The organism is Nonomuraea sp. NPDC050328 (genome assembly GCF_044459405.1).
Taxonomy (GTDB): domain Bacteria; phylum Actinomycetota; class Actinomycetes; order Streptosporangiales; family Streptosporangiaceae; genus Nonomuraea.
Window position 1 is genome coordinate 100,235 of the sequence record NZ_JBITIW010000014.1, and the last position, 20,987, is coordinate 121,221.

At 75.8% G+C, this 20,987-nt stretch carries 20 protein-coding genes; 5 read left to right on the forward strand and 15 right to left on the reverse strand.

The window, feature by feature from the left end:
- The 7 genes from ACIBG7_RS38205 to ACIBG7_RS38235 form a co-directional block, all read right to left on the reverse strand.
- A complete protein-coding gene (locus ACIBG7_RS38205; protein WP_397339408.1) occupies nucleotides 1–1,482 on the reverse strand; it encodes a phytoene desaturase family protein in 1,482 nt (493 codons plus the stop codon).
- The gene (locus tag ACIBG7_RS38210) at nucleotides 1,479–3,275 is read right to left on the reverse strand and encodes an ABC transporter ATP-binding protein (RefSeq protein WP_397339409.1); all 1,797 of its coding nucleotides are present in this window, start codon (nucleotides 3,273–3,275) and stop codon (nucleotides 1,479–1,481) included. Before ACIBG7_RS38210 ends, ACIBG7_RS38205 begins: the two co-directional genes overlap by 4 nt.
- Complete coding sequence (locus ACIBG7_RS38215) at nucleotides 3,272–3,835, reverse strand: hypothetical protein (protein ID WP_397339410.1); 564 nt, start codon at nucleotides 3,833–3,835, stop codon at nucleotides 3,272–3,274. The genes ACIBG7_RS38210 and ACIBG7_RS38215 overlap by 4 nt, the downstream gene beginning before the upstream one ends.
- Entirely contained in the window at nucleotides 3,832–5,703 is a 1,872-nt protein-coding gene (locus tag ACIBG7_RS38220; protein WP_397339411.1) for an alpha/beta fold hydrolase, read from the reverse strand. The genes ACIBG7_RS38215 and ACIBG7_RS38220 overlap by 4 nt, the downstream gene beginning before the upstream one ends.
- 142 nt (nucleotides 5,704–5,845) lie before the next feature.
- The gene (locus ACIBG7_RS38225; protein WP_357925293.1) at nucleotides 5,846–6,049 is read right to left on the reverse strand and encodes a hypothetical protein; all 204 of its coding nucleotides are present in this window, start codon (nucleotides 6,047–6,049) and stop codon (nucleotides 5,846–5,848) included.
- 26 nt (nucleotides 6,050–6,075) lie between these two features.
- Entirely contained in the window at nucleotides 6,076–6,261 is a 186-nt protein-coding gene (locus ACIBG7_RS38230; protein ID WP_357925296.1) for a hypothetical protein, read from the reverse strand.
- A 5-nt stretch (nucleotides 6,262–6,266) separates the two neighbouring features.
- On the reverse strand, nucleotides 6,267–6,473 hold the full coding sequence (locus ACIBG7_RS38235; RefSeq protein ID WP_357925298.1) for a hypothetical protein: 207 nt from the start codon (nucleotides 6,471–6,473) through the stop codon (nucleotides 6,267–6,269).
- A 178-nt stretch (nucleotides 6,474–6,651) separates the two neighbouring features.
- Here ACIBG7_RS38235 and ACIBG7_RS38240 point away from each other — a divergent pair, with 178 nt between their 5' ends.
- Both ACIBG7_RS38240 and ACIBG7_RS38245 read left to right on the forward strand, forming a co-directional pair.
- Nucleotides 6,652–7,773 (forward strand): PucR family transcriptional regulator, encoded by a 1,122-nt coding sequence (locus tag ACIBG7_RS38240; RefSeq protein ID WP_397339413.1) that lies wholly within the window; start codon nucleotides 6,652–6,654, stop codon nucleotides 7,771–7,773.
- 110 nt (nucleotides 7,774–7,883) lie between these two features.
- Nucleotides 7,884–8,705 (forward strand): nucleotidyltransferase domain-containing protein, encoded by an 822-nt coding sequence (locus tag ACIBG7_RS38245; RefSeq protein ID WP_357925304.1) that lies wholly within the window; start codon nucleotides 7,884–7,886, stop codon nucleotides 8,703–8,705.
- 101 nt (nucleotides 8,706–8,806) lie between these two features.
- Here the strand turns inward: ACIBG7_RS38245 and speB are convergent, their stop codons facing one another.
- The 7 genes from speB to ACIBG7_RS38280 form a co-directional block, all read right to left on the reverse strand.
- Entirely contained in the window at nucleotides 8,807–9,829 is a 1,023-nt protein-coding gene (gene speB / locus ACIBG7_RS38250) for an agmatinase (protein WP_357925307.1), read from the reverse strand.
- 10 nt (nucleotides 9,830–9,839) lie between these two features.
- Nucleotides 9,840–10,772 carry a LysR substrate-binding domain-containing protein gene (locus ACIBG7_RS38255; RefSeq protein WP_357925309.1) on the reverse strand — a complete coding sequence of 311 codons (933 nt, stop codon included), beginning with the start codon at nucleotides 10,770–10,772 and terminating at the stop codon, nucleotides 9,840–9,842.
- Between the two features lie 9 nt (nucleotides 10,773–10,781).
- Entirely contained in the window at nucleotides 10,782–11,531 is a 750-nt protein-coding gene (locus ACIBG7_RS38260) for a methyltransferase domain-containing protein (RefSeq protein ID WP_397339415.1), read from the reverse strand.
- Nucleotides 11,531–12,331: an ABC transporter ATP-binding protein gene (locus ACIBG7_RS38265; RefSeq protein ID WP_397339416.1), complete on the reverse strand. Its 801-nt coding sequence runs from the start codon at nucleotides 12,329–12,331 to the stop codon at nucleotides 11,531–11,533. The genes ACIBG7_RS38260 and ACIBG7_RS38265 overlap by 1 nt, the downstream gene beginning before the upstream one ends.
- Nucleotides 12,328–13,290, reverse strand: a complete 963-nt coding sequence (locus ACIBG7_RS38270; RefSeq protein WP_357925318.1) for an iron chelate uptake ABC transporter family permease subunit — start codon at nucleotides 13,288–13,290, stop codon at nucleotides 12,328–12,330. The genes ACIBG7_RS38265 and ACIBG7_RS38270 overlap by 4 nt, the downstream gene beginning before the upstream one ends.
- 230 nt (nucleotides 13,291–13,520) lie before the next feature.
- Nucleotides 13,521–14,606, reverse strand: a complete 1,086-nt coding sequence (locus ACIBG7_RS38275; RefSeq protein ID WP_397339417.1) for a FecCD family ABC transporter permease — start codon at nucleotides 14,604–14,606, stop codon at nucleotides 13,521–13,523.
- Nucleotides 14,603–15,538, reverse strand: a complete 936-nt coding sequence (locus tag ACIBG7_RS38280; protein ID WP_397339418.1) for an ABC transporter substrate-binding protein — start codon at nucleotides 15,536–15,538, stop codon at nucleotides 14,603–14,605. The genes ACIBG7_RS38275 and ACIBG7_RS38280 overlap by 4 nt, the downstream gene beginning before the upstream one ends.
- A 174-nt stretch (nucleotides 15,539–15,712) precedes the next feature.
- Here ACIBG7_RS38280 and ACIBG7_RS38285 point away from each other — a divergent pair, with 174 nt between their 5' ends.
- Both ACIBG7_RS38285 and ACIBG7_RS38290 read left to right on the forward strand, forming a co-directional pair.
- Entirely contained in the window at nucleotides 15,713–17,374 is a 1,662-nt protein-coding gene (locus ACIBG7_RS38285) for an ABC transporter ATP-binding protein/permease (RefSeq protein WP_397339419.1), read from the forward strand.
- A 30-nt stretch (nucleotides 17,375–17,404) separates the two neighbouring features.
- Nucleotides 17,405–19,174 (forward strand): ABC transporter ATP-binding protein, encoded by a 1,770-nt coding sequence (locus ACIBG7_RS38290; protein ID WP_397339420.1) that lies wholly within the window; start codon nucleotides 17,405–17,407, stop codon nucleotides 19,172–19,174.
- Here the strand turns inward: ACIBG7_RS38290 and ACIBG7_RS38295 are convergent.
- On the reverse strand, nucleotides 19,155–19,892 hold the full coding sequence (locus tag ACIBG7_RS38295; RefSeq protein ID WP_357925332.1) for a type 1 glutamine amidotransferase: 738 nt from the start codon (nucleotides 19,890–19,892) through the stop codon (nucleotides 19,155–19,157). The genes ACIBG7_RS38290 and ACIBG7_RS38295 overlap by 20 nt on opposite strands.
- 166 nt (nucleotides 19,893–20,058) lie before the next feature.
- Here ACIBG7_RS38295 and ACIBG7_RS38300 point away from each other — a divergent pair, with 166 nt between their 5' ends.
- Nucleotides 20,059–20,985 (forward strand): RNA polymerase sigma-70 factor, encoded by a 927-nt coding sequence (locus tag ACIBG7_RS38300; RefSeq protein WP_357925335.1) that lies wholly within the window; start codon nucleotides 20,059–20,061, stop codon nucleotides 20,983–20,985.
- Nucleotides 20,986–20,987: the final 2 nt, after the last annotated feature.

The window sequence follows — 20,987 nt, forward strand, 5'->3', positions numbered from 1 at the left end:
TCAAGGGCTCAGCGGCGGCACCGGCAGGCCGAACTCGTGGCGCAGCGCCGCGCGGGCGGCGTGCAGCCCGCACATCCCGTGCACGCCCGGCCCCGGCGGGGTGGCGGCGGAGCACAGGTAGACGCCCGGCAGGGGAGTCCGGTAGGGGTTCCACCGGGGCGCCGGCCGCAGCACGCTCTGCCGCAAGGTGATCGCCCCGGTGCCGATGTCGCCGCCGACGTAGTTCGGGTTGTAAGCGGCGTACCCGGCCCCGGACAGCCCCCGCTCGGCGACGATCGTGTCGGTGAACCCGGGCGCGTACCGCTCGATCGCCGCGCGGATCAGCGGCAGCGGGTCCCGGTCCGAGCCGGGCGGCAGGTGGGCGTAGGCCCACACCGGCCGCCGGCCGGGCCGGGCGCGGCCGGGGTCGGCCACGGCCGGATCGACCACCAGCACGAACGGCCGCTCCCCGGCCAGGCCGCGGGCGTTGGCGCGCTCCTGGCGGAAGATCTCGGCCGCGGTGCCGCCGAGGTGCACGGTGCCCGCCCGGCCCACGTCGGCGGCCTTCCACGGGATCGGCTCCGACACCAGGAAGTCCGCCTTGCCGGCGGCCGGGCCGTACCGGTAGCGGCGCAGCGCGCGGGCGTAGCCGCGGGGCAGCCGGTCCCCGGCGAGGGCGAGCAGCGCGGTCGGCGAGACGTCGAGCAGGACCGCCCGCACGCCGCCGAGCTGGCGCAGGTCGGTGATCTCCACCCCGGTGTGCAGCACGCCGCCGTGCGCGCGGATGTCGTCGGCCAGCACCTCGGCGATGCGCGAGCTGCCGCCGCGCGGCAGCGGCCAGCCGGGGCCGTGGGCGAGCTGGGCCAGCAGCAGCCCGACCGCCGCGCCGGGCAGCGACGGCAGCGGGCCGATGGTGTGCGCGGCGGCCCCGGCCAGCAGCGCGCTCGCCTCCTCGCCCCGGAAGTGGCGCGCGCCGAGCGGGCTGCCGTGCCGCAGCACCCGGCTCACCAGCGCGGGCGCCACTCCCAAACCGGCGGGGGTGCGCAGGTCCGACAGCAGCAGGTCCACCAGGGACCGGCTGCGGGCCAGCAGCGGCTGGATCAGCCGCCGCCAGCGCGGCCCGTCCGGGCCGAGCCCGGCGCAGGTGGCGTCGAGGTCGTGCCAGGCCAGCGCGGCCCGGCCGCCGTCGAGCGGGTGGGCGTAGCTGATCTCCGGCCGCTCCATCCGCACGCCACGCCCGGCCAGGCCGAACTCGCGGAAGAACGGGGAGGCGACCGCCATCGGGTGCACCGCCGCGCACAGGTCGTGGACCACCTCGGAGTCGAACAGCGCCGCCCCGCGCAGCCCGCCGCCGATGGTGTCGGCCGCCTCGTACACCGCCACCCGCAGCCCGGCGCGGGCCAGCACGACCGCGGCGGCCAGCCCGTTGGGCCCGCTGCCGACCACCGCCGCGTCCAGCCCGTTGGGCTCGCTGCCGGCCACCGCCGCGTCCAGGCCGCTCATCGGCTCGGCTCGGGTCCGAGAAGCGCCATCGCCCCGCCTTCCGCCGTGCTGTCCATCGGGTTTCTCGCCGCGCCCGCCGCCTCGGCGAACTGGGCGGCGGCGAGCCGGCGGTAGAGGTCGTCGCCGCGCACGAGCTCGGCGTGCGTGCCGACGGCACGCACCCGGCCTCCGTCCAGGACCACGATACGGTCGGCCTCCACCACGGTGGAGATGCGGTGCGCGATGGCCACCACGGCGCAGGTGCGCGCGATGCGCCGCAGGCTGTCGCGCAGCGCGGACTCGGCGTCGGAGTCCAGGTGCGCGGTGGCCTCGTCGAGGAGGATCACCGACGGCTTCTGCAGCAGCGCGCGAGCCACACAGAGCCGCTGCCGCTGCCCGCCGGACAGCCCGACGCCCTGGTCGCCGAGGAGGGTGTCGAGGCCGTCCGGCAACCCGGCGACCACCTCGGTCAGGCCGGCGAGCTCAACGGCCTCCCGGATGTCGGCCTCGTCGGCGTCGGGGGCGGCGTAGACGATGTTCTCGCGCAGCGTCCCGCGCATCGCCGCGCTGTCCTGCTGCACGTAACCGACGCGGCCGCGGATCTGCACCGGCGACAGGCCGGCGATGTCCCTGCCGTCGAGCAGGACCGCGCCGCCGGTGGGCCGGTAGAACCGCTCGATGAGCTGGAAGACCGTGGTCTTGCCCGCGCCGGACGCGCCCACCAGCGCGGTGAGCCCGCGGGCCGGGACCTCGAAGGAGACGCCGTCGAGCACCGGCCGCTCGCCGTAGGCGAAGCTCACCCCGCGGAACTCCACCGCCGGCCCGCCGCCGGACGGCAGCGGGAGCGTCGCGCCGGGGGCGAGACCGAGGTCCTCCTGCGGCAGTACGGCCAGCTCGTCCACCCGCTGCACGGCCGCCCGGCCCTGCTGGAAGGTGCCGAGGGACAGGAACACCAGGACCAGCGGGGAGACCAGGTAGAACAGGTACATCGTGAAGGCGGTGAAGTCCGCGGTGCCCAGGGCGCCGGTGGCCACGCGGGCCATGCCCAGGCCCATCACCGCGGCCAGCGACGCCTGCAGCCCCACGTTCAGGACCGGGTAGAGCAGGGCGTTCAGCGCGGTGACGCGGTTGCCGGAGGCGCGGGCCCGGTCGGCGAGCCCGGCCAGGCGGCGCTGCTCGCGCTCCTCGGCGCCGGCCGCCTTCACCGTCGGCAGGGCCGACAGCACCCGTTGCAGGTCGGCGCCGAACTCGCCGGTGTCCTCCCGGTTGGCCAGGGCCGCCCGGCGCAGCCCGCGGGCCAGCCGTACCGAACAGGCGGCGGCGGTGCCCAGGCAGCCGACGGTGACCAGCAGCAGCCAGCCGTCGGTCAGCGCCATCATCACCACGCAGCCGAGCACGATCAGCCCGTTGAGGATGATCTGGGCCAGGCTCTGGGTGAGCGCGATCTTCATCAGCGAGGTGTCGGAGACGAGCCGCGTGTGCACGTCGCCCTGGCGCCGGCCGTTCATGTGCGCCAGCTCGGCGCGCAGCACCCGGCCGGCCAGCGTCACCCGGGCGTCGCGGACGATGTTCTCCCCGGCGCGGCCGATGAGGTAGCTCTGGACCGCCGAGAGCGCGGCGTCGGCGACGAACAGGGCGGCCAGCAGCACGATCAGCCCGGTGACCGGGCGGTGCTGCCCGGCCGCCTCGATGAGCCGGGCCAGGAGCACGGGCTGCAGCAGGGTGAAGCCCACGCCGACGATGCCCAGGAGCACCCCGCCGCCGAGCAGCGCGCGCTGGCCGCGGGCCAGGCCGCCGACGATGCCCGCGCTCATCGCGGCCCGCCCGCCGGGGTGTAGGGGGAGACGAACAGGATCTCGGGCTCCTCGCCGTCGTCGTAGCCCGCGTTGCGGACCAGGGTGAACTGGAAGCCCTTCACGCCGGGCGGGCCCGAGCGCTCGATCTCTGACCGGATGTAGCCGGTCAGCAGCCGGAAGGCGGGCTGGGTGCGAGCCGTCCCGAAGGCCCGGTCGAGGTAGCGGAGGATCTCGGCGCCCAGGTCGAAGACGGCCTTCTCGGCGCGGCGCTCGGGGAACCAGAGGATCTGGTGCGGCCGGCGGCCGACGATGAGCTCCACCGGCCGCCACTCGGAGGTCTGCCCGGCCACGTCGAGGGTCCGGTAGTAGAACTGGAAGTCGTGCTGGGCAGGGGTCGGCGCGAAGAACCGCCAGTTCGGGAAGAGCGCCGCGAAGCGGTCGAACCGGATGACCCGGCTGAAGGCCTCGTGCGGGTGCTGGGAGCAGGCCGTGCCCAGCAGGGCCAGGCCCGCGACCAGGCGGGCGGTGCCGGCCGGGCCGCCGAAGTGCCGGGCCAGCAGGTCGCGTGCGCCGCTCATCGGGCCTCCACGGTAGCCGGGCTGCCGATCTCGGCGAGGAAGTCCAGCAGGTGCCGGATCGCCGGGGCGGCGTGTTCCGGGCTGGTCAGGATGCCGTCGTGGTCGGCGCCCTCGACGACGACGGTGCGCACGACCCGCTCCGGTGCGTGGGCGGCGGCGAGGTCCTGGTGCATGAGCAGGTGCTCGGGGTCGCGGTCGACGGTGTGCTGTGCCGACAGCACCAGCGCGTGCGTGTCGAGCGGGTCGAGCGCGCCGTCGAAGGCGCGGAAGTCGCGCTCGGCGGCCCGCCACTCGCGTCGGGCCGCGGTCCACAGGCGCGGGTCGGCGTACTCGGCCATCGCCCGGCCGCGCAGCGGAGCCGGCAGGTTCTTGATCCACTCCGGCGTCTGCATCAGGACCCCGAGCCCGAGCCGCAGGCTGACCATGAGGGCGCCGACCGTCTCGTCGATCATCCCGGAGTTCTTGTCCTGCTGCCCGGACCGGTTGAGCTGGCCGGGGTGCGAGCTGTCCAGGTAGACCACCGCGTGCACGCGCTCGCCGAGCCGTACCGCCGCGCGGCGGGCGATCTCGCCGCCCAGCGAGTGGCCGGCGAGCACCACCTGCCGCCCCTCCGGTACGGCTGCCGCCACCAGGTCGGCCAGGTCGCCGACCGACTCCTCCAGCGTGTACGGCTCCGCCGCCAGCCGCCTGCTGGGCCCGTACCCCGCCCTCGCGCAGGCCAGCCACTCCACGCCCGCGGCGTTGAGCGCGCGCGTGTACCAGCCGAAGTGCGCGGGGAAAGCGCCCAGCCCGTGCTCGAAGACGACCACCGGACCGGCGCCCCCGGCGCTCACGGTCGACATGGGGCTGAGCTCGTTGCCGTGCCGGGTCGGCACCGTCCACCCGCCCTGGGCGCTGTCGGTCACCCGCAGCCGGCGGCTGACGGCGACCGAGGCCGCGCCCACGGCCGCGGCGCCGGCCAGCAGGGCGAGCGAGCCCAGCAGGCGGTCGTCCCGCCCGGCGACCGCGGGATGGCTGCGCGGCGTGCTGGTGTAGGCCACCACCGGGTGCATCGCGGCGAAGGACGGGATGAACCGCCCCAGCCCCATCACGAACCCGTTGACCACGTGGAAGGCCAGGGCGCTGCCCAGCACCGGCCGGGTCAGCCGCCCGCCCTTGAGGTAGAGCACCGGGAACAGGCACTCCAGCGCGAGCACGCCGTGCGCGACGAGCCGGGCGGAGCGGGGGAAGCGCCGGGTCAGCAGCCACACGTGCCGGTTGCCGTAGGTCCTGGTGCGCATCACCCCGGACAGCGCCGAGCCGCTGCGCCAGTCCGGGCCCAGCAGCTTCACCCAGCCGGAGACCAGGTAGGACAGGTTCGACTGGATCGCCACGTACCACAGCAGCGCGTCCTGCACCTGCGGCGTGGTCGAGAGCCTGGCCAGCCCGGTCGCGGTCTGCACCAGGCCGGCGGCCTGGTCGGAGCCGTCGGTGCCGTAGCGGTGCACCGGGTAGAGCAACGCGCCGCTGACGCCGAGGAAGAGGTTGGCCGCCCCACGCCAGCGGCCGTGGCCGGGCAGCAGCAGCGCCGCGCTCGCGGCCACCCGCCCGGCGTGCAGAGCGGTGTTGACGCGCTCGGCGGCGACCAGGTCGAGCAGCCGGCGCACCGGCCGGCTCTGCCCGGCGTAACTCTCCCGGGAGATCGACCAGTCGTTGAGCCCGCCCGGCCGTCGATGCCGGCGGTGGGTGAGGTGTTCGAGGCTCGACAGCAGCGAGGTCACCGCCGACAGGCGCTCGGAGGCGCCCAGGGCCTGGGAGCGGGACAGGGGGACGGGGCCGAGCAGCGCCGACAGCGCCGCCCCGGCCCTGGTTCTGAAGGGTGAGGGCATGGTGACGACCTTCCGGAAGGAGTGCGGGCGATCGGCCGGTCCGGCGGCGGGAGGCACCGGCGGACTGCGGCGGATCAGCCGGCGGCCGGGGCACCGGAGGGCGCCGGTGCCAGGGGTTCCGGCCGGCCGGCCGCCGGTTCGGTTAGCCCGGCTGCGGGAGCTGGATGCCGCCGGCGCCCTTGCCGGCCTCGAAGGCGTTCAGCAGCGCGTAGCCGACCGCCATGCCCACCACCAGACCGGGGGTGGCCATGACCGGCGCCTGCTCGGTGGCGATCCGGCCGTGCGGGTCGTCCACCCGCAGGTCGGTCAGCGCGCCTGGCCGGCGCAGGAAGGCTGTGTCGTGCACGGGTTCTCCTTGATGATGGGTCCGGGTCATTCCGGCTGGGGCGGGAGCGCGCCGATGGCCTTGGCCAGCGCGTAGCCGGCCACGACTCCGGCGGCGAAGCCGACGGCGGGCGTCACGGTGACCGGCGCGAGCGACGCCCGGACGTAGCCCGGGTCGGTCTCGGCCAGCGCCCGGGTGGTGGCGGGGACAGCGGGCGGCGTGGTCTGGAGCATCGCGATCACCCCGGCTGCCGTGGGGTCTCGCCGACCAGCGCCCCGGCCGCGTAGGCCACCACCATCGCTCCGGCGATGGTGACCACGGCCGGGGTGGCGGTGACCGGCGCGAGACCGAGATAGACCCGGCCCTCGGCGCCCTCGTGGAGCGGGCCGGCCGCCTCCTGCGGGCCGACGGCGTCGGCCCACCAGGGTTGTCTCAACTGCTGCATGGTTCTCCTCCTGTTCAGGGGTGGCTCCACCCTGGCCGGGACGGGCGGCGCTCCGGAAGGCCGTCGCGTGGCACGAAGCTGCCCGTGTACCGGCAGAAAACTGCCGGACATCCCAGGCCAAGCCACAGCTACCGATCGATTGGTAGGATTGGGTGCCGTTGCCGGAGAGGAGAGGCCGTTGGAGGACCCCTGGATCGCGAGGCTCGCCGCCGGCCTGCTGCCCGAGGTACCCGCGCTGGCCGGCCGGATGCTCGCCGCCATCGTCGCCGAGAACGAGACCTACGCCGCCCTGCCCGCGCAACGGCTGGCCGAGGTGGGCGAGGACAACCGGCGCAACCTCACCGAACACCTGACCGACCTGGCCGAGGCCCGGCCCACCGAGGCCAGGGCGGCCAAGGAGACCGCGCGCCGCCGCGCCGAGCAGGGCGTGCCGCTGGGCACCGTCCTGCACGCCTACCGCATCGGCTTCCGGGTCGTCTGGCAGAGCATGGTGGAACGCGCGACCGCCGAGCCCGGCTACCCGCTGGAGACGCTCGCCACCTCCATGACCTCGGTCTGGAGGCTCGTGGACACCTACTCGGTCGCCGTCACCGAGAGCTACCAGCAGGCGCTGCTCGACCTGGCCCAGCGGGAGGCGCACCGGCGGCAGCTCCTGCTGGACGCGCTCATCGAGGGACGGGTGAGCGACTGGAGCGTGCTCGGCGGGAGCGCCCACGCGCTCGGCCTGCCGGCGACCGGGCCCTACCTCTGCGTGGTGGCCGATCCAGGGCTCGCCCTGGCGACCATCGGGCTGCGCGGCGTGTGGCGGTCACGGGCCGAGGACCAGGTCGGCATCGTGACCGCCTGCCGCGGGGTGCGGGCGGCGCTGGGCGGGCGCGGCCGGATCGGGATCAGCGAGCCGTACGAGCGGCTGCCGCAGACCGCCGCCGCCTACCGGGTGGCCCAGCTCGTCCGGTCGGGGCTGCCGCCGGGCAGCCGCGAGGCGGCCACCGTGGACAGCCGCCCGGTCGGCGCCCTCGTCGCCGCCGCCCCCGACCTGGCCGAGCGGGTCGGATCCGCGGTGCTCGGCCGCGTCCTCGACCGGCCCGACGGCGAGGCGCTGCTGGAGGTGCTGGCGGCGTGGATGGAGAGCGGGCAGTCCACCGCCGAGCTGGCGCGAAGGCTGTACTGCCACCGCAACACCATCCGCAACCGGCTCGGCCGGATCGAACAGCTCACCGGCCGCTCCCTGGACCACCCCGGCGACGTCGCGGCCCTCTACACCGCCCTCCTCGCCCACCGCCTCACGGCCACCGGCTGAGACCACCCCGGCGACGTCGCGGCCCCTACACCGCCCTCCTAGCCCACCGCCGCCGGCTGACCGTCCCGCGCGACCCGGCTGGCCGGGAGGGGTGCGTATGCTGGCCAGTCATGGATCTTCCTGACTGGCTGACGCGGACCGCGGACCGGCTGGCCCAGGTGGACGGGGTCGTCGGCGTCTGCCTCGGCGGCAGCCGGGCCCGCGGCGCCCACCGGCCCGACTCCGACTGGGACCTCGGCCTCTACTACCGCGGCCCGCTCGACACCGCCGCCCTGCGCGTGGCGGCCGAGGAACTCACCGGCGGCCCGGCCGAGCTCACCGAACCCGGCGGGTGGGGGCCGTGGGTGGACGGCGGCGGCTGGCTGACCGTCGGCGGCACCCAGGTCGACTGGCTCTACCGCGACCTCGACCGGGTCGCGCGCCACTACGCCGACTGCGCCGAGGGCCACGTCGAGATCGGCCACCAGGTCGGGCACCCGCTGGGCGTCTACGCCCTGTCCTACCCCGGTGAGCTGGCCCTGGGCCGGGTCCTGGCCGACCCGACCGGGGAGCTCACCGAGGTACGGCGACGCGTCTCGGCCTACCCCGACGCCCTTCGCACGGCCCTGGTCGCGGCGGCCCGCTGGGAGCCGGGGTTCGTCCTCACCGCCGCCGGCAAGGGCGCCAAGCGCGGCGACGCCTTCTACGCCGCGGGGTGCGTCTTCCGTGCCGTCGGGGTGCTGGCCCACGGGATCTGCGGGGCCGAACGGCGGTGGGTGGTCAACGAGAAGGGCCTGGTCGCCGAGGCGGCGGTTCTGGCCACCGCCCCGCCGGACCTGGAGGCCCGGGTCCAGGAGGTGTTCGCCCTGGCCGGGGAGCTCCCGGCGATGATCGGCGCGGCGCGGCGGCTGGCCGACGACGTCACGGCCCGCCTCCCGGACCAGCCCGCGTAGCACCTCTGGTCCGGGCGGCTTCGGATCGGTCCGTGCAGGACTTCCAGCCCAGGCGGCTTCGGATCGGTCCGTGCAGGGCTTCCAGCCCAGGCGGCTTGGGATCAGTCCGCGTAGGGCTTCAGGAGTGGTTCGCCCGGTTCCCAGGGGCCGGTCGAGCCGCGTCGTTCGGCCCGCTGGCGGGCCAGCCCGGACAGGGCCTCCAGCACCACCCGGCTGCCCAGCAACGCGGTGACGTCCGCGTGGTCGTGCACCGGAGCCACCTCCACCACCTCCACCCCGACGATCGGCAGCTCGTAGCTGAGCCGCCGCACCGCGTCGAGAAGCTCCCGCGAGGTGAGCCCGCCCGGCTCGGGAGTGCCGGTGCCGGGCGCCATCCCGGGGTCGACCACGTCGATGTCCACCGACAGGTACACCCCGTCGCAGTCGTCGAGCGCGATCCGCGACGCCTCGGTCAGGCACACGTCCAGGCCGCGCGCGACCACCTCGGTCATCTCGTAGGACCGCATCCGCTGCCCGGCCATCCACCGCAGCGTCTCCGGCCCCGGCCAGTAGCCGCGCAGCCCGATCTGCAGGAACCGGTCACCCCGCGCGGCCCCCGACTCGATGAGGCGGCGCATCGGCTGCCCGTGCCCGATCAGCGAGCCGTACGAGCTGTCGCCGGTGTCGGCGTGCGCGTCGAAGTGCAGGATCGACACCCGCCCCCAGCCGGTCGCGCGGGCGACGCCGGTGACGTTGGGCAGGGCGATGGAGTGGTCGCCGCCCAGGATGAACGGGATCTTCCCGGCCGCCGCGACGGTGTGCACGGCCCGCTCCAGCGCGGCGTGGGCGGCGTGCGCGTCGCCGCTGAACATCTCGACGTCCCCGGCGTCGGTCACCTTCAGATCGCGCAGACCGTCCACGCCGAGGGCCAGCGACGGGCGCACGCCGTCGTGCGGCAGGTAGCAGGCCTGCCGGATCGCGCCCGGGCCGAACCGGGCGCCCGCGCGGTAGGAGGTGCCGCCGTCGTACGGCGCGCCGAGGATGACGACCTCGGCGTCCGCCCAGGTGTCCGGCTCGTCGAGCGCGCAGGCCGGCACGCCGAGGAAGGTCAGGTCAGGGCCGAACATGGCGCCGTAACGGGTCATACCCGCATCGTCACAGCCCCGCCTCGCCCGGCGGAACGCCTCGCTTGTCGCGACCCCCTCCATACGCCCTATGGAGCTCCGCGCGCAGGCGCTCCACCACCGGCGGCCCTTCACCGGCCGGGGTGACGAACAGGATGCCCCGCGCGCCGACCTCCTGGACGGTGTCCCGCACCACCACCTCGTGCCCGGCCTCCAGCGCGAGTTCGGGGACCAGCGCGACCGCGTCACCCGCGGCGACGAAGCCGTGGATCACGCTGTAGCTGTCGCTGCGCAGCACGATGCGCGGGCGGAAGCCGAGCGACTGGCAGGTGGCGATGAGGATCTGGTCGCTCGGGTCGTAGCCGCTCTCGGAGATGAGCCAGCCCGCCCCGGCGAGCGAGGCCAGGTCGACCGGCCCGTCCGGGGTGTCGCGCCCGGCCGGCAGCAGTAGCCGGAAGGGGTCGTCGAACAGCCGCTCCACCCGCAGGTCCGCCCCGTACCCCGGCTTCGCCCCGGCCACGTCGTAGATCAGGGCGCAGTGCAGCGCGCCCGAGCGCACCCGGGTGAGCAGGTCCAGCGGCTCGGCCTCGGTCAGCTCGACCCGCACCCCGCTGCCCGCGACCGCCCGGCGCAGCGGTCGCGGCAGCAGCTTGGTCGCCGCCGTGGTGAAGGCGCCCACCCGGATCGTCGCCAGGCCGTGCGCCAGGCTCGCCCGCACGTCCGACTCCATCGCCTGCACCCGGTCCAGCACTCCGGAGGCGTGTTCCAGCACCATCGCCCCGACGTCGGTCAGGACCGCGCCCGCCGGGCCACGCTCGACCAGGCGGGCGCCCAGGTGGGACTCCAGCGCGCTCAGGTGGTAGCTGATCGTGGGCTGGCCGAAGCGCAGGTGCCGGGCGGCACCGGCGAGCGAGCCGTGCACGGCGACGGCGCGCAGGACCTGGAACTGGCGGAGGTCGATCATCCATACAGGCTATGGAGCTTGACGCACCGCCGCCAGGACGACGTCGTCGCCGGTCTGCCAGACCGTCCCCACCTGCGCGAAGCCCGCCTGGCGCAGGAGCGCGGCGTGCACGGCTACGGACACCCGGTGGTCGCCCTCGACCGTCCCGCCCGCCTCGCGCGCCGCCACCAGCGGAGCCAGTACGGGATCCTGACCGGCCGCCCGCCACCAGGAGGCCCAGTCCTCGCCGTCGCCCACCCGCTCGCCGCGCACCGCCGCGGCCAGGGCGGCGATGGCCGGCTGCTCGTCGCAGAGGTTGTCGGCGTTGACGAACAGGCCGCCGGGCCGGATCAGCCCGGCCAGCTCCGCGTACACCGCGGCGAGGTCGGCCACCGGCAGGTAGTGCAGCGCGGTGGCCGACACCACCGCGTCGGCCGCCTCCTCCAGCCCGAGCCGCGCCGTCCAGCCCGGCCGGCGCAGATCCGCCTCGGCGAAGCGCGCGACCTCCGGGTAGGCGCTCCGGCCCAGCGCCAGCAGCAGCGGATCGGTGTCCACCCCGATCACGCGCGCGTCCGGCAGCCGCCGCGCCAGCCGTACGGCCAGCGAGCCGGGACCGCAGCCCAGGTCCAGCACCAGCGGCCGCGGCCGATCGGCCAGCGCGTGCCGCAGGACGTCGCCGACCACCTCGAAGCGCCGCTCCCGCTCGGCGACGTAGCGTTCCTGCTGCGCGTCCCAGCGCCGCAGCCAGGCGCGGGCGTACTCCGGGCACAGAGTGGTCATCAGATCGTCCTCGATTCGGTCAGCGGGTCGTCGATCAGGGCACGGGGCACGCCGAGCACCTCGTCGGCCACCACCCGGCCGCGCACCGCGAAGACCTCCGCGAGCAGGTCAGGCGTCACCACCCGGTACGGCGGGCCGTCGGCGTGCACGCGGCCGTCGCGCAGGGCGACGATCCGCTCGGCGAAGCGGGCCGCGTGGTCGAGCTCGTGCAGCACCGCCACCACCGTCAGGCCCCTCGCCTCCCGCAGCTCCCGCACGAGGGTGAGGACCTCCAGCTGGTGCCGGACGTCCAGGTGCGCGGTGGGCTCGTCGAGCAGCAGGATCCGGGTCCGCTGCGCGACGGCCAGGGCCAGGCGGGTGCGCTGGCGTTCGCCGCCGGACAGGGTGTCCAGAAGCCGGTCGGCCAGGTGGGTGACGCCGGCCAGGGCGAGCGCCTCCTCGGTGCCGGGGTCGTGCTCGGGCTGCCACACCATGCGGAGCGGCCCGTGGCTGGGGTAGCCGCCCTGCCGGACGAGCTGGCGGACGGTCAGGCCGGGCACCGGCGGCAGGCTCTGGTGCAGGACGGCCAGCCGGCGGGCGATCGCGCGCCGGGGGAGGGCCCGCAGCGGGGTGCCGTCCAGCGTGACGGCGCCCTCGTCCGGCGGGAGGAGGCCGGCGATCAGCTTGAGCAGGGTGGACTTGCCGCAGCCGTTCACGCCGACGAGCGCGACGAACTCGCCGGGGGTGATGGTCAGGTCGACTCCCTTCAGGACCTTTCGCGTGCCGTACGAGTAGGTGAGGCCGCGGATGTCGATGGTCATGACTCTCTCTCCTTGCGCGCCACCGCGATCAGGACGGCGGCTCCGGCCAGCGCGGTCACCACGCCGGTGGGCAGGCCGAGCCGGTGGGTCAGGTCGCCCGGCAGCAGCCGGGTCAGGGTCTGGGCGACGGCGTCGGCACCGGCCAGTGCCGCCGCCCCGGCCAGCGCGGCGACCGGCACCACCGCCCTCGGCCGGTGGCGTGCGGCCCAGCGGGCCACGTGCGGTGTCATCAGGCCGACGAAGGCCAGCGCCCCCGCCAGACCGGCCGCCCCGGCGGCCAGCGCCACGGCCGCCGCCAGCGCGGCCACCCTGGCCGGGCGGGGCGGCAGCCCGAGCGCCGCGGCGTGCTCGTCGCCGCCGGCCAGCACGGCCAGCGCGGCCGAACCGAGCCAGACCAGCGCGATCCAGCCGAGGATCCAGCCCGAGGTGGTGGCCAGGTGGTCCCAGACCCGGCCCTCCACCGAGCCGACCAGCCAGCGCAGGGCGTTGCCGAACCGGCTCGGCTGGTAGGCCAGCAGGAGCGTGGTCAGCCCGGCCAGCGCCGCCGAGCCGAGCAGGCCCGCGACGATCACCTGCCCTGGGTCGCGGCGGGCGGCCAGCATCCAGCTCAGCCCACCGCCCGCGGTCCCGCCGGCCACCGCGGCGGCCAGGGCCCCGGTGACCGAGTCGGCCGGGACGACGCCCAGGGTCATCCCGCCCAGGATCCCGAGCACCGCGCCCGGGTTGACGCCGGTGAACTCCGGGGCCGCCAGCGGGTTGCGCAACGCCGCCTGCAGCACCAGGCCCGCCACCCCCAGCCCCGCCCCGGCCAGCAGCGCGGTCAGCAGGCGGGGGAGGCCGAGCTCCCACAGGATCCGCTCGTCGAGCGTCTCCGGCACCCCGTCCACCACCCCGATCACCGCCCCCGGCCCCACCCCGGACGCCAGCAGATGCACCCCCACGATCACCAGCAACCCCACCCCCCACCCCGACCACCCCAGCCGGAAACCTCCGCCTCCCCACCTCAGCCGACCCGCCCGGATGCCCCCCTTCGTCCACCTCAACCGGCCCGCCCGGCTGACCCCCTTCGTCCGCCTCAACCGGTCCGCCCGAGTGTCCCCCTTCGTCCGCCTCAGCCGACTCGCTCGGGTGGTGACCCCCTTTGCCCACCTCAGCCGACCCGCTCGGCCGGCCGTCTCGACGGGCCCGTTCATGCCGCCCGCCCGCGGAGCAGCACGGCCCCGGCCAGCACCGCGGCCAGCGCCGTCCAGGCCCCGAGCGGCGTCTCGACCGGAGCCAGCGCCACCCGCGCCGCCAGATCGGCCGCAGCGGTGAGGGCCGCCCCCACGACGGCCGTCCACGGCAACCAGTCCCGAGCCTCCCCCCGAGGCCGAAGCCGCCGAGCCAGCAACGGCGCCACGAACCCCACCCAGGCGATCGGCCCGCAAGGCCCCACCACCGCCCCGGCGAGCAACGCCGCCACCGCCAGCACCCCGAGCCGAGCCCGCCCGACCTTCCCGCCGAGCGCCGCCGCGGCCTCGTCGCCGAGCCGCAGCAGCCCCAACGCCGGCACACACGCCACCACCAGCGGCACCGCCACCACGAACCACGGCACCGTCTGCCCCACCTGCTCCCACACCACCCCGCTCAAGCTCCCGACCAGGTAGCGGAAGAGCAGGTCGTACTGCAGGCGGTCGGCACTGGCCAGCACGGCCAGCAGCAACGCCTGGATCGCCGTCGACACCGCCACCCCGATCAGCAACACGCTCTGCGCGCTCCGCCCCGCCCGCGCGGCGGCCAGCGTCAGCGCCCCGCCCACCGCCGCCCCGCCCAGCCCGGCCAGGGGGTACAGCCCGCCCGGCACCGGCAACGCCCACACCACGCACACCGCCACCGCCAGCGCGGCCCCCGACGACACCCCGATCAGCTCGGGTACGGCCAGCGGATTGCGCAACGACTCCTGCAGCAGCAGCCCCGCCGTGCCGATGGCGGCTCCGCCGAGCAACGCGATCACCAGCCGCGGCGCCCGCAGCTCCCACACCACCACGTACTCCAGCGACCCCGGCTCGCCCAGGACCGCGGCCAGCCGATGCGGCGCCACGACCGGCGTCCCCAGGCTCAGCCCGGCCACCACCAGCCCGGCCAGTACCACCCCGGCCACCACCACCCCGGCCACCACGACCGCCCCCACCCGGAACCGCGTCGGCCCTTCCTGCGCGGGGGCTGGGGGAGGGGAGTCTCCGAGGGAGCCGCCCCGGCCACCCAGCGCGCTCCGAACCACCTGGATGCGGGTCACCCGGCGGCCTTGGAGAGGGCCTCGTCCAGGATGAGGCCGAAGGCGCGGGTGCCCCGGCCCGAGGCCCACAGCTCCGGCCGGACCTCGAACACCCGGCCCGCCTCGACCGCCGGAATCCGCCGCCAGACCGGATGCTCCCGGTAGGTCTCGGTGACCGCCTTCCCGCCCCCGAACGAGAACGACTGCACGAAGATGACCTGCGGCCCCTTGGCCAGGATCTCCTCCAAGCTGTAGGCCTGCGCCGTCTCGAAGCCACCGCCCTTGCTCGGCCATGGGTAGCCGAAGAACTGCGACAGGAAGTGCCCCAGCACGTCGTCGGTGGTGTTGACGCCCACCGAACCGCTGCCGCCGTACATGGCCAGCACCGGCACCCCGGCCAGCCCTTTGGCCCGCGCGGCGGCCTTGCCGTCCGCCACCTTGGTCCGGAAGACGCGCTCGGCCTGGGCCTGCTGCCCGGCCCGGCCGGTGAGGGCGCCCACCGCCCGCAGGTAGGCGATCGAGTCCTCGTAGCTCTTGACCCGCACCACCCACAGCGGCGCGAACTTCTCCACCGCCGCCCGGAGCTGGTCGTGCACCCCGGCCAGCCCGATGACCAGGTCAGGACGCGCCCGGGCGATCGCGGCGACGTCCTCGCTCCCGAACCCGCCCGGCACCACCGGCACCTCCGCCCCGCGCGCCCCCAGGTAGTCGGGCCTGGACAGCAGCTTGGGCGTGGTCGTGGCCACGGGCATCAGGCCCAGCTCGACCAGGATGTCGTCGCACAGCCCGGTCAGGCAGACGATGCGCTCGGGAGCCTTGGGCAGCGTCACCCGCCCCCCGCCCGCCGGATCGGCGACACTCACCGAGGCGGCCTGCCGGGCGGGCGGGGCGGGGGTGGAGCCGCAGGCGGCGACCAGGGTCAAGGCCGCCGCCACGGCGAAGGCGCGGATCATCGGGCAGCCTCGCCGACCCGGCCGAAAAGCGCTCCAGGGCGCATCGAAACCTCCGGTATGAAAATCATTGCCAATCTGGACAATGAAAATCATTACCATCTAGGCTGGCGCCGCGCCAACCTCAAATCCCGAAATGTCCAACTCGGGCCCCCATCCCCCAAGGAACCGCCACCCGTGATCATCCATCGACGCCTCCTCCACCTCTCCGGCAGCGTCCGAGCCCCCGTGGCCGCCTGCGTCACCCTGGGCCTGGCGGTGTCCGCCGCCTACGTCGGCCAGGCCCTCCTCCTGGCCGCGACCCTCGCCGCGCTGACGGAAGGCCGCACGGAGACCGCGGTGATCCTGCTCGCCTGGACGTTCGGCGTGATCGCGGCCAGAGCCGTCCTGCTGTGGGCCCGCGAGTGCGTCACCGCCTGGGCCGGCACGCTCGTCCGGGCCAGGTTGCGCGACCGGCTGGTGGAGCGCCTGGGACGGCTCGGCCCGGCCTACCTGACCGGCGCGCGGACGGGCAGGGTGCAGACCACGCTGGTGGACGGGGTCGAGGGCCTGGACGCCTACTTCAGCCGCTACCTGCCCCAGGTCGTGATCACCCTGGTCGTGCCGCTCACGCTGGTGGGCTGGCTGTTCACCGTCCACCCGGCCGCGGCGGCCGTGCTGGCGGCGGCGGTGGCCGGGGTGCTGGTGATCCCGAGGTTCTGGGACGCCACGCTGCTGCGCCGGGGCCGCGCCCGGTGGAGCGCGTTCGCCGACCTGGCCGCCGACTACCTCGAAGCCACCCAGGGCATGGCCACGCTCCGGGCGTTCGGCGCCGTCCAGCGGGTCGGCGCCGGGCTCGCCGGCCGGGCCCAGCGGCTCTACGAGAGCACGATGCGGCAGTTGAGGGTGTCCCTGATCGAGACCGGGGTGAGCGCCTTCCTGGTCCAGGCGGGCACCGCGGCGGCGGTGCTGGTGGCCGCCCGGCCGGGCGACGCGTGGAGCGTGTTCGCCGTGCTGCTGATCACGGCCGAGTGCTTCCGCCCGGTGCGGAACCTGGCGGAGTACTGGCACGCCGGCTACCTCGGCATCACCGCGGTCGACGGCCTCGAAGAGCTGCTGTCGGCCCCGCTCCCGGTCCGCGACACCGGGACGCTCGCCACGGTCGCGCCCCGGCCGGAGCTCGTCTTCGACCGGGTCACCTTCACCTATCCGGGAGCCGCGCGGCCTGCCGTGCACCAGGTGAGTTTCCGGGTCGGCGGCGGCCAGACCGTCGCGCTGATCGGCCCGTCGGGGGCGGGCAAGAGCACGCTGGCCGCCCTGCTCCAGCGGCACTTCGACCCCGGCGGCGGCTCCATCACGATCGGCGGCGCCGATCTGCGGGAGCTGAGCCTGGACGCGCTGCGCGCGGGCGTCGCCGTGGTCGCCCAGGACACCTACCTCTTCCACGGGACCGTCGCCGACAACCTCCGGCTGGCCAGGCCCGGGGCCTCCGACGCCGAGCTGGCCGCCGCCGCGCGGGCCGCGGGCGCGCACGGCTTCATCACCGCCCTGCCCGAGGGGTACGGCACGCGGCTGGGCGAGCGTGGGGCGACGCTGTCCGGCGGGCAGCGCCAGCGGCTGGCCATCGCCCGGGCCCTGCTGGCCGACGCGCCCGTGCTGCTGCTCGACGAGGCCACCTCGCACGTGGACGTCCAGGGCGAGGACGCCCTCGCCCGGTTGCGGCGTGGCCGTACCTGCCTGGTGATCGCGCACCGGCTGTCCACCGTGCGTGACGCCGACCGGATCGTCGTCCTCGACCGCGGCGAGGTCGTCGAGTCCGGCCCGCCCGCCACCCTCCACACCACCGCATCTGCCCACTGACCTCCCGCCGATCGTCGAGGACGTGACCGTATGACCCATCCGAGAATCCCTGAACGGGGGCCGATGTGGTGGCTGGCCGGGGCGGTGGCCGGGCACCGGCGGGCGTTCGCCGCCACGCTGGCCGCCAACCTGCTCGCCCAGACCGCCGCCCTGGCCGCGGCCGCCACCGCGGCCTGGCTGCTGGGCCGCGTGCTCACCGGCACGCCCACCGACCTGCCGCCGGTCGCCACGGCGCTGGCCGGGCTGGTGACGGTGGTCACCCTGGCCGCCTGGTGGGAGACGTACGTGGCCCACGACCTGGCCTACCGGGTCCTGGCCGGGCTCCGCGGCCAGATCTACACGGCGATCGCCAGGATCGCCCCGGCCCGCCTGCTGGGCCGGCGCAGCGGCGACCTGTCCGCGACGGTGCTGTCGGACGTCGAGACCCTGGAGTGGCTGTTCGCGCACACCCTCGCCCAGGGCCTGACCGCGGCGGTCGTCCTCACCGCGGGCACGGTGCTCACCGCCCTGCTGCACCCCTGGCTCCCGGCCATCCTCCTGCCCCTGGCGGCGGCGGTGGCGACGGTGCCGCTGTGGTTGCGCCGCCGCTCCCGGCGACACGGCGACGAACTGCGCGCCGCCACCGCGAGCCTCACCGCGGACGTCGTCGACACCGTGCAGGGCCTGCGCGAGCTGACCGCCTTCCGCGCCCTCGGCCGCCGCCGCGCCCTGCTGGCCGCCCGCACCCGCGAGCTGGCCGGGCTCCAGGCGGCCAACGCGGCCCGCGGCGGCCTGGAGAGCGCCCTCACCGACCTGCTGGTCGCGCTGGCCGCCGCCGGGACGCTGCTCGCCGTAGCCCTCCTGGTGCGCGCCGGCGAGCTGGACCCGGCGCACGCCCCGCTGGCCATGGTGGTCGCGGCCGGCGCCCTCGGCCCGGCCACCCAGGTGGCCGGGCTGCTGAAGGAGTACGGCACGCTCCGCGCGGCGGCCGGACGGGTGCACACCCTGGTCACCGCCCCGCCCAACGTCCCCGCCCCGGCCGAGCCCGCGACCCCGGCGCCCGCCCCGGCGGTGGTCTTCGAGGACGTGCGTTTCCGTTACGCCCCCGACGGCCCCGAGGTCCTGCGCGGCGTCTCCTTCACCGTCCGGCACGGCCAGACGGTGGCGCTGGTCGGCGCCTCGGGCGCGGGCAAGACGACCTGCGTCTCGCTCCTGCTGCGGTACTGGGATCCGGACGGGGGCCGCATCCTGCTCGGCGGCGTCCCGCTCGACCGGGTGGCGGACGTGCCCGCGCACGTCACCGTGGTCCCGCAGGACGTGCACCTGTTCGCCGGGACGGTCGAGGACAACGTCCGGCTCGGCGCCCCGGACGCCGACGTGGTCCCGGCCCTGGCCGCGGCGCACCTGGCGATCGACCCCGACACGCCGGTCGGCGAGCGCGGCGTCACCCTGTCCGGCGGCCAGCGGGCCAGGGTCGCGGTCGCGCGGGCCCTGGCGACCGGTGCGCCCGTTCTCGTGCTCGACGAGGCGGTGGCCAACCTCGACCCCGGCAACGAGGCCCGCCTGGCCGCCACCCTCGCCGCGGCGGCCCAGGACCGCGCCACGCTGGTCATCGCGCACCGCCCGGCCACCATCCGCCGCGCCGACCACATCGTCGTGCTCGACGCCGGCCGGGTGGTCGCTCAGGGCACCTTCGCCGACCTCACCGCCGACCCGGACGGCCCCCTCGCCAAGCTTCTCGGCCTCGACCGGCCGGACCCCGGGGCCGCCGCCGAGGCGGGCGGTTCCCAGGGGGCCGGGGTCATCGCGGAAGGGCGCTGAGGTCCGGCCGGCGGGCCAGGACCTGGGCGGCGAAGCGGGCCGCCACCTCGCCCCAGGCGGCCCGCGCGAGCGCGTCGTCCGTCACGGCTCCGCCGTACAACGTGTCCAGGTCGAGGCCGCGGCGGCGGGCGGACTCGGGGCTCCAGCCGCGGATGCGGCCGGGCCCCGCCTCGGGGTGGAACTGCACGCCCCACGCCCGCTCGCCCAGCCGGAAGGCCTGGTACGGGCAGCGCTCGGTCGACGCCAGCCACACCGCGCCGGGCGGCAGGGCGGTGATCGCGTCGATGTGGTTCTCGATGGCCGGCACCGTGCCGGGCAGCCCGCCGAACAGCGGGTCGGCGGCGGCCTCGGCGCGGACGGTGATCGGCGTGCTGCCGTGCTCGGGCGCGCCCGCGTCGCCCTGCACCCGGCCGCCGCCGACCTGGGCCAGCAACTGGCCGCCGAGGCAGATCCCGAAGTACGGCACCGCCCGCTCCAGGGCCTGCCCGGCCAGCGCGCGGGTGGCCGGCAACCAGGGCGCCCGCTCGTCGTCGTCCGGCAGGTAGGCGCCGCCCAGCACGATCAGCCCGTCGTGCTCCAGCCGGTCCGGGAGCGCGGACCCGTCGAAGGGGGTCGCCACGTCGAGCGCGATCCCGGCCTCGGCCAGCCAGCCGGCGAACCGCCCTGGCCCGCCTTTCGGATCGTTCTGTACGGCCAGCACCCGGGGCATCTGCGACATGAGATCCGACTCTACCTCCGCCCCTCCGCGCCCCCGGGCGGGTCCCATGTCACAGACTCCCGCCCTGTCTCGTCTTGGATGGGGAAGGACGTCGACCGGCCGGAAGGTGAAAGCTCATGCGGGTGTACGTGGCCATCGTCGGGACCGAGCCCGGCCGGGAACCGGCGTGAACCGGGCCGAGCAGTTCCAGGAGCTGCGGCCGCTGCTGTTCTCCATCGCCTACCGCATCCTCGGCAGCGTCACCGAGGCCGAGGACGCGGTGCAGGAGACCTGGCTGCGCTACGAGAGCGTCGAGCCCCCGCCGGACTCGCCCAAGGCGTTCCTGTCGGCCGTGGTCACCAGGCTCGCCATCGACGTGCTGCGCTCGGCGCGCGTGCGGCGCGAGGAGTACGTCGGGCCGTGGTTCCCCGAGCCGCTGCTGAGCGACCCCTACGCCGACCCCGAGCGCTCGGCCGAGCTGGCCGACTCGGTGTCGATGGCCGCGTTGCTCCTGCTGGAGCGGCTCAGCCCGCTGGAGCGGGCGGTCTTCGTGCTGCGCGAGGTCTTCGGGTTCGGCTTCGCCGAGGTGGCCGCGACGGTCGGCCGGTCGGAGGCGGCCTGCCGCCAGCTCGTGGTCCGGGCGCGCCGGCACATGGACGAGGGCCGTCCCCGGTTCGAGGCCGACCGGCGCGAGCGCGAGGAGCTGGCCGGCCGCTTCTTCGACGCCTTCCGCGACGGCGACGTCGAGCGGCTCACCGATCTGCTGGCCGCCGACGTCCACCTGCTGGCCGACAGCGGCGGCAAGGCGCCCCGCTGGGGCGAGGACGGCGTGCACGGCGTCGCCAACGTGCGCCGGCTGCTGACCGCGCTGGTGCTGCCGTTCGCCCGGATCGGCGGCACGGTCGAGCCGCACGAGGTCAACGGCCAGCCGGGCGCGATCTTCCGCGACCGCGAGGGCCGGGTGGTCAACACCTGGGCGCTCGACATCCTCGACGGGCGCATCCAGGCCATCCACGCGGTGCTCAACCCCGACAAGCTCACCCACGTCGGCCCGGTGGCCGACGCCTGGGCGGTGCTGCGCGAGACGATGCGGTCGCAGCGTTCCGGGCCATGATG